6 protein-coding genes and 3 pseudogenes are annotated in these 13,651 nt (G+C 66.5%); all 9 read right to left on the bottom strand.

Annotation, left to right across the window (positions count from 1 at the left end; translation table 11 throughout):
* Positions 1-53 precede the first annotated feature (53 nt).
* Positions 54-800, bottom strand: a complete 747-nt coding sequence (gene lpxH, locus DL544_RS04165; RefSeq protein ID WP_005415454.1) for a UDP-2,3-diacylglucosamine diphosphatase — start codon at positions 798-800, stop codon at positions 54-56.
* Between the two features lie 93 nt (positions 801-893).
* Positions 894-1,433, bottom strand: a complete 540-nt coding sequence (locus DL544_RS04170) for a phosphatase PAP2 family protein (protein WP_065185789.1) — start codon at positions 1,431-1,433, stop codon at positions 894-896.
* Positions 1,414-2,558, bottom strand: a pseudogene (locus DL544_RS04175) (glycosyltransferase family 4 protein). The gene DL544_RS04170 and the pseudogene DL544_RS04175 overlap by 20 nt, the downstream one beginning before the upstream one ends.
* Before the next feature lie 170 nt (positions 2,559-2,728).
* Positions 2,729-5,653, bottom strand: a complete 2,925-nt coding sequence (locus DL544_RS04180; RefSeq protein WP_005415457.1) for a TonB-dependent receptor domain-containing protein — start codon at positions 5,651-5,653, stop codon at positions 2,729-2,731.
* Positions 5,654-5,972: 319 nt separating this feature from the next.
* Complete coding sequence (ppx, locus tag DL544_RS04185; RefSeq protein ID WP_005415458.1) at positions 5,973-7,499, bottom strand: exopolyphosphatase; 1,527 nt, start codon at positions 7,497-7,499, stop codon at positions 5,973-5,975.
* Between the two features lie 169 nt (positions 7,500-7,668).
* Complete coding sequence (ppk1, locus tag DL544_RS04190) at positions 7,669-9,756, bottom strand: polyphosphate kinase 1 (RefSeq protein WP_065179515.1); 2,088 nt, start codon at positions 9,754-9,756, stop codon at positions 7,669-7,671.
* Positions 9,757-9,777: 21 nt separating this feature from the next.
* On the bottom strand, positions 9,778-11,091 hold the full coding sequence (phoR, locus tag DL544_RS04195) for a phosphate regulon sensor histidine kinase PhoR (RefSeq protein ID WP_139726771.1): 1,314 nt from the start codon (positions 11,089-11,091) through the stop codon (positions 9,778-9,780).
* Between the two features lie 106 nt (positions 11,092-11,197).
* Positions 11,198-11,886 (bottom strand): annotated as a pseudogene (gene phoB / locus DL544_RS04200) (phosphate regulon transcriptional regulator PhoB).
* Positions 11,887-12,002: 116 nt separating this feature from the next.
* Positions 12,003-13,648: pseudogene (locus DL544_RS04205) on the bottom strand (M48 family metalloprotease).
* Between the last annotated feature and the right edge of the window lie 3 nt (positions 13,649-13,651).

A 13,651-nucleotide genomic window follows, 5' to 3' on the forward strand; every position in this document is an offset into this window, starting at 1 on the left:
GCGCGTTCACCGGCTCGGGTAGATGCCAACCCTGGTTGGCATCCTGCAATCCATCAATCGCGGGCGAGCGTATCCAGCGACCAGCCGCTGGCATCCACGCGCAGCACCGAGCCCTGTTCGTACCAGTCACCCAGCACGATACGGATGCAATCGCGTCCACCGGCCTGCAGTGCGTGGATGGCCGGACGGTGCGTGTGACCGTGGATCATGGTGTCCACGCCGTGGCGTACGAAGGTAGCATCGACTTCGGACGGGGCCACGTCGGTGACGGTCTCGAACTGCGCGCGATCGCCCTGCTTCATTTCCGACTGGCGGGCCTGGCTCGCCTCGCGCGCCTTCTGCGCGAAGGCGATGCGTGCAGCCAGCGGCTGCGACAGGAACTGCGCCTGGAACACCGGGTCGCGGGTCTGCGCACGGAACTGCTGGTAGGGGATGTCATCGGTGCACAGCAGGTCACCATGCTGCAGCAGCACCGGGCGGCCGTACAGCTCGATCACGCACGGGTCGGGCAGGATGCGCAGGCCGGCACGGCGCGCATAGTCCTCGCCAAGCAGGAAGTCGCGGTTGCCGCGGATGAAGTACACGGGCACGCCGCTGTCGGACAGCACCTTCAACGCATCGGCCACCGCATCGGCGGCCGGAGAGGGCGTGTCGTCGCCGATCCAGGCCTCGAACAGGTCGCCGAGGATGTACAGCGCATCGGCGCCGGGCGCCTGCTCGCGCAGGAAGCGCAGGAACAGGTCGGTGATCTCCGGACGGCTGGGGTCCAGGTGCAGGTCGGATATGAACAACGTGGTCATGCCTGCATTCTAGGCCATCAATGATGATGGTAGCGCCGCCGGTATTGTGGGGGTCAGATCTCTTTTCCGAAGGAAAAGGATCTGACCCCGGGGCTACACCGGCAGCGGCAGCCAGGTCAGGCTGGCCGAAGCCAGCAGGACGGCGATGCCCGTGGCGGCGAGCACGTCGGAAGGATAGTGCAGGCCCAGCACCACCCGCGACAGTGCGACGCCGAGGGTGAACGGCACCAGCAAGGGTGCCAGCCAGGGGTAGTAGGCCAGTGCGACGATGGTGAACGACACTGCGTGCAGGGTGTGCCCGGAGGGGAAGCTGAATTCGTCCAGTGGTGCCACCCAGGCGCGGATGCGAAGATCGGCCGCGTAAGGCCGCGGGCGCCGCGTCCAGCGCTTGAGGCCCTTGTACAGCAGCAATGCGGCCAGGCCGGTGGCGGCCATGTGCACCGAGGCGCGCAGGCCATCGAAGCCATCCAGCACCACCAGCGCAGCCATCAGCACATACCAGAACACGCCATCGCCGAGACGGCTGATGGCCGAGAACAGGCGGCGCACGCGGCGGCGCCGGCAGTAGTGGTTCGCCCGCCGGCACAAGCGTGCCTCGCGCCCTGCCAGCAGTTCAAGCGGCGTGGTGCGCATGGCCGCTCCTCCGCGACTGCGCAAGCTCGGCCAGCAACGCATCGAACTCGGCCACCACCTGTTGTGGATGCAATCGCTTCATCGCGCGTGCGGCATTGCCGCCCAGTTCGTGGCGTTTCGCGTCATCGGCGGCCAGTTGCACGGCGGCCTCGATGAACTGCTCGTCGCTGTCCACCGCTGCGCCGTTCTCGCCGTTGCGCAGGTACTCACGCGCGGCGCCGTAGTCGAAGGCCACGGTGGCCACGCCGCTGGCCATGCTTTCCAGAGTCACGTTGCCGAACGTCTCACTGCGGCTGGGGAACAGGAACAGATCGCCGCTGGCGAAGTGGCGGGCCAGCGCATCGCCGCGCTGGATGCCACAGAAGATGAAATCGGGATTTTCATGTGCCAGCTTCTCGCGGGCCGGGCCGTCACCCACCCATACAAAGCGTGCCTTGGGCCGGATCTGCTGCAGGCGGCGGAATGCCTTCACCGCCAGGTCGAGGTTCTTTTCAGCAGCAATGCGGCCGACATAGATCGCCACCAGGCCGTTGCCATCCACGCCCCATTCCTCGCGCAGTGCAGGATCGCGCCGGCCTGGATCGAACTGCTGGCTGTCCACCGCACGGGCCAGCAGGCGCACGCGTTCGAAGCCCTGTTCGCCGAGGAACTGCTGCAATTCGCGGGTCGGCACCAAGGTAGCGTCCGCCTGGTTGTGGAAGCGGCGCATCCAGCGCATGGCCGCGGCCTGCAGCCATGCCACGCCATAGTCGGGCAGGTACTCGTCGAAGCGGGTGTGGAAGCCGCTGGCGACCGGAATGCCGAGGCGACGTGCGGTACGCAGTGCCGACCAGCCGAGTGGACCTTCTGTGGCGATGTAGACCGCATCCGGACGCTGATTCTGCCAATGGCGGCCCAGCCGGATCGGGGCTGGCAGTCCGAAGCGCAGGCCGGGGTAGCGGGGCAGGGCAGCGCCGGGAACCAGCAAGGTGCCGGGTGCCGAATCCAGCGCTTCGGTGGACTGGCGGGGCGGACGAGGTCGATCTCGTGTCCGGCTGCACGCAGACCCTGCTCCAGGCCCTGTACGGTGAGGGCGACGCCGTTGACTTCCGGCGGATAGGTCTCGGTGACGATGGCATAGCGCATGGCGGGCCTCCCGGTTTCCGGCATGCTCGGCCCTGGCGATGTAGCCGACATGACCACTTTGCGACCGTCAGATGACGGGGGCGCCGGCCACCGCAGGGGCGCTGCGGCCAACAAAAAACCACGGCCCCGAAGGGCCGCGGTCCTGGTGCTTCATGTCACAGCGCGATGGATCAGAAGCGCTGCTGGTACTTCATGTAGACGAAGCGGCCGATGTCGTAGCCGCCGTAGTACGAGAAGGCCGAGTTCGGCTTGCTGTACATGATCGGGCCGGTCTTTTCAAACACGTTGTTGGCACCGACCGACACGGTGGCATCCCACGGCAGCGAGTAGCGCACCTGCACGTCGTGGAAGGTGACCGCACCACGCTCGTTGTAGTTGCGGGCGCCCTTGTACCACGGTGCATACACACCCGGATCCGAGCATTCGTCCGGGTACAGCGCGATGTTCGAGCAGGTTTCCTTCACGCCCGAGTAGTAACGCGCGGTCCAGCTCGCGCCGAAGTTGCCCCGCTCGTAGCCCAGCACCAGGTTGGAACGGACGCGGAAGGCGCTGCCGATGCCGTTGGTGACGATCGGGACGATCGAGTTGTCGTTGGAGGTGCGGTAGGTTGCACTGGATACGTAGGTGGTGGCCGAGTTCACGTTGAACTTGCCGAACCGGGTGTCCAGACGGTAGCTCACATCCAGGTCGTAGCCTTCGGTTTCCATGAAGCCCGCGTTGCGGTTGCCGAACTTCAGGTTGGTCACGATGCCGGTCACCGGGTCACGCTGGAAGCGCGAGCAGCGCGCTTCGATGCCCGACTCATAGCAGTCCTGCAGGATCTGGGTCGGCGTGTCGGCGATGATCGTGTTGTCGATGCGGATCTTCCACCAGTCCAGCGAGGCGTTGAAGCCCTGGATGAAGCTCGGGCTCCAGACCAGGCCCAGCGTCTTGCTGGTCGAGGTTTCCGGCGTCAGCAGCGGGTTGGACCCGGAGGTGAACGGCACCGGCGTCGCGTCCGTCGACGTGTTCACCGGGGTGCCGCCCTGGCGGAGCTGGCGGAAGGTATTCGCATTGGCGATGTCGCGTGCGCAACGTGCACGGACTTCGGCGCTGGAGGCCGAGGAACCGAAACGGGTGTCGCACGGATCGCTGAACTGCGCGAAGGTCTCCGAACCACCACCGAACAGGTCGCTGATGGTCGGTGCGCGGAAGCCTTCGGCCCAGGTGCCACGCACCATCAGCGAGTCGATCGGCTTCCACTTGAAACCGAACTTGCTGTTGAGCGTGTTGCCGAAGGTGTTGTAGTCCGAGAAGCGGGTTGCGCCATTGAAGGTCAGTTCCTTCGCGCCCGGCAGGTCGGCCAGCACCGGAACGTTCACTTCCAGGTAGGCCTCGTTGACGGTGTAGTCACCGCCGGTCGGGCCTGCGGCCAGGTTGGTGGTAGCGCCGGTCTGGGCCAGGGCATCCGGGGTGTACTTGCCTTCTTCCTTGCGGCTTTCCACGCCGAAGGCGAAGCCGAGATCGCCAGCCGGCAGGGTGACGATGCTGCCAGCGATGTTGGCAAAGAAGTTCTTGGAGGTGGTGCGGCCCTTGGTGATCTCTTCCGGGAACAGCCACGCCTGCAGTTCTTCGTTGCCGTACAGGCCATCGGCAGCCGTCGTGCCGTACGGAACCAACGGGTTCCACGGCTTGCACACGTCGTAGGAGATCGGTGCAGCTGCGGTACCGCACTGCACCTTGCCAGTGGCGGCGTTGTAGAACGACGGGCCGACGCCGCCGGCGACGCGACCCTTGTGCAGGTTGCCGGTGGCCACCGATTCCAGTTCATTGCGGTTGTACTGGTAGCCCACTTCCCAGTCGAAGTAGCGGCTGCCGATCTCGAACGAACCGTCGAACGACGCCACCGCGCGGTAGGTCTTCAGCTCGCTGGTGGTCACGCGCGGCACTTCCCAGGTACGGCGGTTCCAGGCCACGGCGGTCGGGTTGGCGTAACCGTGCTGGCGGCCGAACGGGTTGAAGTAGCTGTTGATCGACATCGAGCCGACACCGGCGGTGCTCGACTGCAGCGGATAGCCCGCGATCTGGCGGGTGGACTCACGCTTGTTGTAGCCCAGCTCGGTGCGGAAGTTGACGTTGTCGGTGATCTTGAAGCGGCCGTCGAAATAGACCGAGTCGCGCTTGACCGGATACATCACATGCATCTGGTCGTTGGCGTTGCTCACGTCACCGGTGAAAGGCGTGGTATCGGTGAGGTGGTAATTGGCCGGGTTGGTGGGATCCGCGCCGCGGTTGAGGGAATAGCCGCAACCCGCAGTGGCGGTACAGCCCGGGCCGCGCAGACCCGTGAACTGGCCGTACTGGCTGATGGTGGTCCAGTTGCTGCTGTCGTACGGATGGCGATCGGTCATGCCGTACTTGCTGAAGCCGCGATCGCGCGCCCACACGCCCTTCTCTTCGGCATGCTCGGCCGAGAGGGTCAACGACACGCGCTCATTGCTCCAGCCGGCGACAACGTCGAAGCGGTCGCGTGCACCGTCGCCCTGGCTGTACTGGCCGTGGTAGACGTTGGCAGTCACACCGGTGACATTGGAACGGGTGATGATGTTCACCACACCGGCCATGGCGTCGGAGCCATAGATCGCAGAGGCGCCGTCCTTCAGCACCTCGATGCGTTCCACGGCGGACACCGGCAGCGTGGAGATGTCCTGGTAGCCGGACGTGCTGATGCCCAGGCGCTTGCCGTTGACCAGCACCAGGGTGCGCTGGGTGCCCAGGTTGCGCATGTCGATGTAGGTGCCGCCCGCGTTTTCGCCTGCGGTCAGCGCATTGGCGCGGCTGATGGTCGGGCTGCCCATGGCGGTGACGTTCTGCAGAATGTCGGCAACCGAGCTGAACCCCTGCTTTTCGATGTCGTTGCGGCTGATCGCGAACACCGGCTGGGCGGTCTCCACGTCCACCTGGCGGATGCGCGAGCCGGTGATCTCGATGCGGTCGAGGTTGGTCGGGTTGGCGTTGCTGCCTTCCTGGGCAAACGCGGGCAGCGCTGCCAGCGCTGCAGTGGTAGCCAGGGCGTAGCGGATGGCCTGCCCCAGTGCGGTGGTGCGTGAAGTCATGGCGAGCTCTCTCTCTCTCAGGTCGTGCACAGGACGCCAAAGGGGGCGTCGAAGGAGCCAGCAGGGTCGATGACCGAGCCGGTGACCCGATAGTAGTCTCGTTAGTTAATGCTCTGTAAAGGGTTCGTATCCATTTATGTCACGCGGCCGCGCCAGCCTTCACAAAACGTGAACAAAAGCAGGTGCTTACGTGATGGCAGCGATTGCCCACAGCACGCCGTTGTGTTGCGGAGCAGCACAAAAAATCGCCAGACTGCGCAAAGTGGGAGTGGGAAATGCGTCACCCCGGTTGTCCTGTGGACAACAGCGGACAGCGTATTCAGGCCACGAACGGACGGAACTGGATGCCCAGCCCGGCGATGCCATCGGTCTCGCCGATCAGGTCCGCGCGCAGCAGCGGGCGGGCATCGATGAAGGCCTGCGGCACGATCAGCGACAGCCGGTTGTCGTCGGCGGTCAGTTCCAGTGCCGGCAGCGGATCGTCTTCGTGGGCGCGGTTGAGCAGCACCGCCAGCCGCAGCAGGGCCGCCAGCCGGCGTGCGGTCAGCAGCAGTCGCTCGGGCAGGGCGTCGAAGGCGGTCTTGGTCACGCTGCGGCGGTGGCTGCGCACCAGAGCCGCCAGCATCTGCTGCTCCTGGCGCGAGAAGCCGGCGATATCCGAGTGTTCCAGCACATAGCTGCCATGCACGTGGTAGCCGCTGTGCGCGATCATCAGGCCCAGCTCGTGCAGGCGCGCGGCCCAGCCGAGCATGCGCGCATCGTCGGCATCGAGCCTCCAGCGCTCCTGCACCTGTTCCAGCAGGGATAGCGCGGTGTCCTGCACGCGCTCGGCCTGGACGGTATCGATACCGTAGCGCTGGCTGAGCGCAGCCACCGATTCGTCACGCAGGTCGTTTTCGCCGGCGCGGCCGACGATGTCATACAGGATGCCTTCGCGCATCGCCGCCTTGCTGACCAGCAGCTTCTGCAGGCCCAGCGCCTGGAATGCCGCTTCCAGCACCAGGATGCCGCCGGCAATGATCGGGCGGCGGTCGCTGGACAGGCCCGGCAGCTGGATGTCGTCGATCTTCTTGGCCTTCAGCAGTTCATCGCGCAGCTGCGGCAGGGCCTCGGCGGTGATGGCGCCCTTGCTCAGCTTCATCGTCGCGCAGATCTCGCTGATCGCCTTGTGCGTGCCCGAAGAGCCCAACGCTTCCTGCCAGCCCAGCGCGCGGTACTTGCTGGCGAAAGGCTGGAACTCGCGGCCAATCTCGGCCAGCGCGTCCTTCCAGCGCTTCTTGCTCAGCTTGCCGCCGGGGAAAAAGCGCCGGGTGCTGGCGATGCAGCCGGCCTGCAGGCTTTCGCGCTCCAGGGTCTGCATGCCCATGCCGATGATGAACTCGGTGGAGCCACCGCCGATGTCGATCACCAGCCGGCGCTGCCCGGGCTTGGGCGGTTGCGCGTGGGCCACGCCCAGGTAGATCAGGCGCGCTTCTTCGCGCCCGCTGACCACTTCGATGGCATGCCCCAGTGCGGTCTCGGCCGGTACCAGGAACGACTGCGGCGAGCGCAGCTGGCGCACGGTGTTGGTGGCCAGCGCGCGCACCCGGTGCGGCGGCACATTGCGGATGCGCTGGCCGAAGCGGGCCAGGCATTCCAGTGCACGTTGGCGTGCAGCGGAAGAGAGACCACCTTTGCCATCCAGGCCATCGGCCATGCGCACCGTCTCGCGCAGGCGGTCGATCACCCGCAGCTGGCCGAGCGTATAGCGCGCGATGACCATGTGGAAACTGTTGGAGCCAAGGTCGATGGCGGCCAGCAGGTCGCCATCCTGCAATGCGGGCGGAGTCGTGGTGGTATGCGGCATGGACGAATGTTAGCCGAAGGGGCGGTGTGCTCGTCACCGCGCGGCCTTCACATTTTGGAAGAGGGCGTGCCGCAGGACTGCAAGGGGTCAGATCCCTTTCCCGCAGGAAAGGGATCTGACCCCGTGGCGATCGAACCCCGACCAGCGGTCGGGATCTACCGGGGCAGGGTCAGAGCCCCTGCATCAACGCCATCTGCGCCGAATGCGGGGCTTCGTCGTGGGCTGGGGCACGCTTGTGGTAGATGCCGTGCGCGTCCAGTTCCCAGGCGTTGAGGTTGTCGTCAAGGTAGTTCTGCAGGACTTCGCGGTAGACCCGCTTGGCCAGTTCCGGATCGAGGATCGGGAAGCAGGTCTCGACCCGGCGCAGCAGGTTGCGTTCCAGCCAGTCGGCGCTGGCGCAGTACATTTCCGGTGCGCCGTCGTTACCGAACCAGTAGACGCGGCTGTGTTCCAGGAAGCGGCCGACGATCGAGCGCACGCGGATGTTGTCCGAGATGCCCGGTACGCCCGGTCGCAGCGTGCAGGCGCCGCGGATGATCAGGTCGATCTGCACGCCGGCCTGCGACGCGGCGTACAGCGCGCGCACCACCTGCGGTTCGTTCAGTGCGTTCATCTTGGCGATGATCCGCGCCGGGCGGCCAGCGGCGGCGATGCGCGTCTCGCGCTCGATGCGGCCGAGGATGCCGGTATGCAGGGTGAAGGGCGACTGCAGCAGGCGCTTGAGCTTCATCTTCGACGCCAGCCCGGACAGCTGCTGGAACAGCAGGTGCACGTCATTGCCGATGTCCGCATCGGCGGTGATCAGGCTGATGTCGGTATACGCGCGGGCGGTGCCGCTGTGGTAGTTGCCGGTACCCAGGTGCACGTAGCGGCGCAGCTTGCGGCCCTCGCGGCGCACGATCAGCAGCATCTTGGCGTGGGTCTTGTAGCCGACCACGCCGTACACCACCTGCACGCCGGCTTCCTGCAGGCGATCGGCCAGGCCGAGGTTGGCTTCTTCGTCGAAGCGGGCGCGCAGTTCGACCACCACGGTCACGTCCTTGCCGTTGCGCGCGGCCTGGATCAGCGCATCGACGATCAGTGAGTCCTTGCCGGTGCGGTACAGGGTCTGCTTGATCGCCAGCACGTTCGGATCGATTGCCGCCTGCCGGATCAGGTCCAGCACTGCGGTGAAGGCGTCGAACGGATGGTGCAGCAGCAGGTCCTGGCGCGCCACCGTCTCGAAGATGCCGTCACTGTCGCGCAGCGTGCGCGCGGTCATCGGCGGGTATTTCAGGTCCGGTTGCGCGATCAGATCGTACAGCTGGATGATGCGGTTGAGGTTGACCGGGCCATCGATGCGGTACACCGCGTTCTCGGTCAGGCCGAAATTCTGCAGCAGGGTCCGCACGATCTCGCGCGGCATGTCGTGCGCGATCTCCAGCCGCACCGCTGGCCGGTAGCCGCGGTCGACCAGCTCGTCACGCAGCGCCAGCGCCAGGTTTTCCACTTCCTCCTCGTCCACCACCAGCTCGGAATTGCGGGTGACGCGGAACTGGTAGGCGCCCTGGACTTCCATGCCCGGGAACAGCTCATCGACGAAGGTCGACAGCACCGACGAGAGGAACACGAAGTTCTGGGGCCCGCCGAGCTTTTCCGGCAGCTGGATGATGCGCGGCAGCGAGCGCGGCGCACGCACGATGGCCAGGTGGCCGGCACGGCCGAACGCGTCGGTGCCCTTCAGTACCACCACGATGTTCAGCGACTTGTTGAGGATCTTCGGGAACGGGTGCACCGGGTCCAGGCCCAGTGGCGACAGCACCGGCATGATCTCGTTGCGGAAGTAGGCGCGCAGCCAGCGCTTCTGGCGGTCGGTCCAGGAGTGGCGGCCGAGCACGCCGATGCCGGCCTCCATCAGCGCCGGCCGCAGCGTCTCGTTCCAGCAGCGGTACTGCTGGTCCACCAGTTCGGCGGCGCGGTCATGGATGGCGCTCAGGATGGCCTGCGGGCTCATCCCGTCCGGTGCGGGTGGCAGGCCGAACTCCTGCGCGTGGCGCACGGCGGCGGCGCGGATCTCGAAGAACTCGTCGAGGTTGGTGCAGGAGATGCACATGAAGCGCAGGCGCTCCAGCAGCGGCACCTGCGGGTCCATCGCCTGGGCCAGCACGCGGAAGTTGAAATCCAGCTGTGACAGTTCGCGGTTGATGTACAGCGCCGGCTCACGCAACGGATCGTTGTCCGGGCTCACGGGGAGGGGGAGGGATCCGAGGCTGCTCATGGCGTCATTCTTCGATGGAGGTCAGGGGGCGGACTCGCGCGGGCGCACGTGGTCGGCATCGAAATGGCAGGAGAACACCGAGCCCTTGCCGACTTCGCTTTCAATTTCCAGCCGTGCGTGGTGCAGGCCGAGGATGTGCTTGACGATGGACAGGCCCAGGCCGGTACCACCGCTTTCGCGCGAGCGGCTGCTGGAGACACGGTAGAAGCGTTCGGTCAGGCGCGGCAGGTGGGTGGCCGGGATGCCGTAGCCGGAGTCACGCACCGCCAGCACCGCACCGTCGCCCTCGCGGCGGAACTCCACCGCGATGCGGCCACCGGCCGGCGTATAGCGCACCGCATTGGTGACCAGGTTGGAGAATGCGCTGTGCAGTTCCTTGGTCGAGCCCTGAAGGTCAACGCCGGCCAGGTCGTCGATGCTGATCTGGTGGCGGCCCTGGCTGTGCGCTTCGGCTTCGCGGCGCAGGGTGGCCAGCATCGGCTGCATGGCCACGGTCTCTTCCTCGCTGTGTTCCTGCGATTCGAGGCGCGACAGGGTCAGCAGGTCTTCCACCAGCTGGGCCATGCGCTGGCTCTGCTTGCGCATTTCTTCCAGAATCGGTCCGGTTCCCGGGAAATCCTCCGGGTCCATCATGTCCAGGTAACCGTGCACCACGGTGAGCGGCGTGCGCAGCTCATGTGAAACGTTGGCCACGAAGTCACGGCGCACCTGTTCCAGGCGCAGCAGCTTGCTGACATCGCGCGCGATCAGCAGCCAGTAATCGGAGGAATAGGGAATCAGCCGCAGGTTGAGGCGGATCGCCGGATCGACCGGCGAAGGTACGTCCAGGATGGGCTCGGCATTGCGGCCACCAGCCAGCCAGTGCGCCAGCGGCATTGGCTGCAGGCGCTCGACCAGGGCCTCGCCAAGGTCGCCGGGATGGTGCAGGCCGAGCAGAGCGGTAGCCGCTTCGTTGAACCACTGCACGCGCTGGCTGTTGCGATCCAGCACGACGACGGCATCAGGCAGCGCGGCGGCAGCAGCGCGGTAGCTGCGCAGCATGTCCAGCAGGCGGCGCTTGCGCACGCGCATTTCCACCTGGTTGCGGTACAGCAGGCGGTCCAGTTCGTTCCAGACGCCGGTGCCTTCTTCGGCGGTGTCCCAGCGCTGGCGCGCGGTCAGCCGGCGCAGAACGCTGCGCAGGCGCCAGTAATGCCAGGCCAGGGTCGCCAGCGCGCCCAGTGCGATGCACAACCACAGATGGCCCGTGAACCACCCCACCAGTCCGGCGAACAGCAGCACCGCGGCAACGGTGGCCAGGGTCTTCAACCAGGCAGAGCGGATGTGGCGGGGCATTGCGATCTCGTCGTTGAGGTGCGGCGGTTCACTGGGGTGAACCGAGGGTTATAGCAGAGTTGCCGGCACCGGCACCCGCAGGTGCGCGGTGCCGGCACGACGAGACTCAGGTAGCAGTGGAGAAGCGGTAGCCGGCGCCGCGCACGGTCTGCACCATGTTCTCGGCGTTGAACGGCTCCAGCGTCTTGCGCAGGCGGCGGATATGCACGTCGATGGTGCGCTCCTCCACGTACACGCTGCCGCCCCATACATGGTCCAGCAGCTGCGCGCGGGTGTAGACGCGCTCGGATGGGTCATGAAGAAATGCAGCAGACGGTATTCGGTCGGGCCGATCGGCACCGGCTGGTCGTTGGCGAACACGCGATGGGCGGCGCCGTCGATACGGATCGGGCCGACGGCTACGCTGCCGTCCTCGTCATCTTCGCGGGCGCGGCGCATGACCGCTCGGATGCGGGCCAGCAGTTCGCGTGCCGAGAACGGCTTGACCACATAGTCATCGACACCGGCCTCGAGGCCACCGACGCGATCATTCTCTTCGCCGCGGGCGGTCAGCATGATGATCGGTACTTCGCGGGTCAGCGTTTCCTTGCGCCAGCGGCGGGCCAGGTCCAGGCCGCTGGTGCCGGGCAGCATCCAGTCCAGCAGGATCAGGTCGGGAACGCGATCGGCGATCGCGGTCTGGGCCTCCCGGGCATCGCCGGCGTGGACCGGTTCGTAATCGCCCTTGCGAAGGGCGAAGGCGACCATTTCACGGATCGCGGGCTCGTCATCGACGATCAGGATGCGTTTCTGCACGAGGACACCGTAGGGCTCGGTTACTGGAGTGGTGCCAGTAGACTACGGTTTGATGACATGTTTGTGACTACCCGGCCGGAACCGACCTGGATTGCCATCGGCCGGTCATGCGGTGCTCAGCGGCGGTCCAGGTCCGGGTCCTGCACGCCCTGCCGGCGCAGCTCCAGCACTGTCGGGGTGATCGATTCGATGCGCGCGTCAACCCGCGCGCGGCCGATGTAATCCAGCGCCGGGTTGCGCTTGAGCGCCTGCAGCTGCATCAGCGCCTGTTCTGGCCGCCCGCTGAGGAAGGCGGCCTCGGCATAGGCCTCGCTGGCGCGCACGCTGTCGCCAGCCAACTCGCTGGCGCGGGCGAAACGCTGCTGGAAGACCGGATCGTTACCGCTTTGCGACAGCAGGGGGCGCAACATTGCCTGCGCACGCTGGCCGGCTTCGCGGCTGCCTTGTTCGTTCAGGATCTCGGCATAGGTCAGTGCCACCGGGCGGCTGTTGGGGTGTTCGCGCAGCAGCTGCTCGAAGCGGCTGTTGGCCTGGGCCGCCTGGCCTGCGCGCGACTCCGCCTCGCCCAGGCCCAGCGCCAGCCACAGGTTGCCGGGGTGGCTCTGCAGCAGGCCGGCCAGGGTCTGCCGGGCCTGGCCGGCACCGGCACGGCCACCGCGCATCACCGCCAGCGCCTGGCCGTAGCGCTGCGCATCGTTTAGGCCGTCCTTCTGCCGCTTGGCCAGGTCGGCGTACTCGCGCTCCAGCTCGGGGGGGAGTCCGCGCTGAGCACGCGCAGGCGCTCACGCGCCCACTCGAAGTCACCGCTGGCGCCACGGTTGAGCTGGCCGATCGGCAGGCGCAGCACACTGCCGGGCAGCAGCGGGTTGTTGCCGCGCAACAGCGGCTCGCCCAGGCTGGGATCTGCCGGGTCCACCCGCTCCTTGCGCTCGCCGGTGGGGGTGCTGGTGGTGAGCAGCACCGTATCCTTCTTCATCTGCTCGGCGCGGGCTTTGGCCTCGCTGATGCGGGTGATGTTGACCGGGTGGGTGCGCAGGAACTCGGGCACGCTGTAGCCGCCTTCGTTGCCGCGCATGGCTGCCGACATCCGCTCGAAAAAGCCGGCCATGGCATCCACGTCGTAGCCGCTGCGCGACAGGGTGCGGATGCCCAGGCGGTCGGCCTCGGACTCGTTGGAGCGGGTGTAGTTGATCTGCCGCTGCTGCATCAGGCCCATGCCCGAGCTGATCGCGGCCATCGTCGCGTTGCCGGACGACGTGCTGTTGCTGGCCTGGGCGGCCACTACCGCCGCCAGCATGCCCAGCAGGATCGGGATCTGGTCGCGCTGGGCGCGCTCGACACCGCGCAGCACGTGCTGCTGGGTGACGTGGGCGATTTCGTGGGACAGCACCGCAGCGACCTCGTCCTCGCGCTCGGCGGTCAGCACCAGTCCGGCATTGACCCCGATGTAGCCGCCCAGCGTGGCGAACGCGTTGATCTGGCGGTCGTTCATCACGAAGAAGGTGTACGGCTGCCGCGGCTGGTCACTGTTGGAGCCGAGCCGGGTACCCATGGTCTGCAGCCAGTCGTTGACCAGCGGATCTTCCAGCAGGTAGCCGTAGTTGCGCAGCTCGCGCAGCATCATCGCGCCGTACTCGGCCTGGCGGGCCGGGGTCAGCAGCTCGCCGGCCGAAGAGCCGATGTCGGGCAGCTTCTCCTGGGCCTGGGCCAGCGGCATGGCCAGGGCCAGGGTGACGGCGGTAGTCAGCATCAGGGCTCGCAAGCA

It is taken from the genome of Stenotrophomonas sp. pho (assembly GCF_006228405.1).
Taxonomy (GTDB): domain Bacteria; phylum Pseudomonadota; class Gammaproteobacteria; order Xanthomonadales; family Xanthomonadaceae; genus Stenotrophomonas; species Stenotrophomonas sepilia.

Coding starts and splice junctions, on each gene's coding strand:
- lpxH (WP_005415454.1), bottom strand. CDS start 800: ATGACCACGTTGTTCATATCCGACCTGCACCTGGACCCCAGCCGTCCG.
- DL544_RS04170 (WP_065185789.1), bottom strand. CDS start 1,433: ATGCGCACCACGCCGCTTGAACTGCTGGCAGGGCGCGAGGCACGCTTG.
- DL544_RS04180 (WP_005415457.1), bottom strand. CDS start 5,653: ATGACTTCACGCACCACCGCACTGGGGCAGGCCATCCGCTACGCCCTG.
- ppx (WP_005415458.1), bottom strand. CDS start 7,499: ATGCCGCATACCACCACGACTCCGCCCGCATTGCAGGATGGCGACCTG.
- ppk1 (WP_065179515.1), bottom strand. CDS start 9,756: ATGAGCAGCCTCGGATCCCTCCCCCTCCCCGTGAGCCCGGACAACGAT.
- phoR (WP_139726771.1), bottom strand. CDS start 11,091: ATGCCCCGCCACATCCGCTCTGCCTGGTTGAAGACCCTGGCCACCGTT.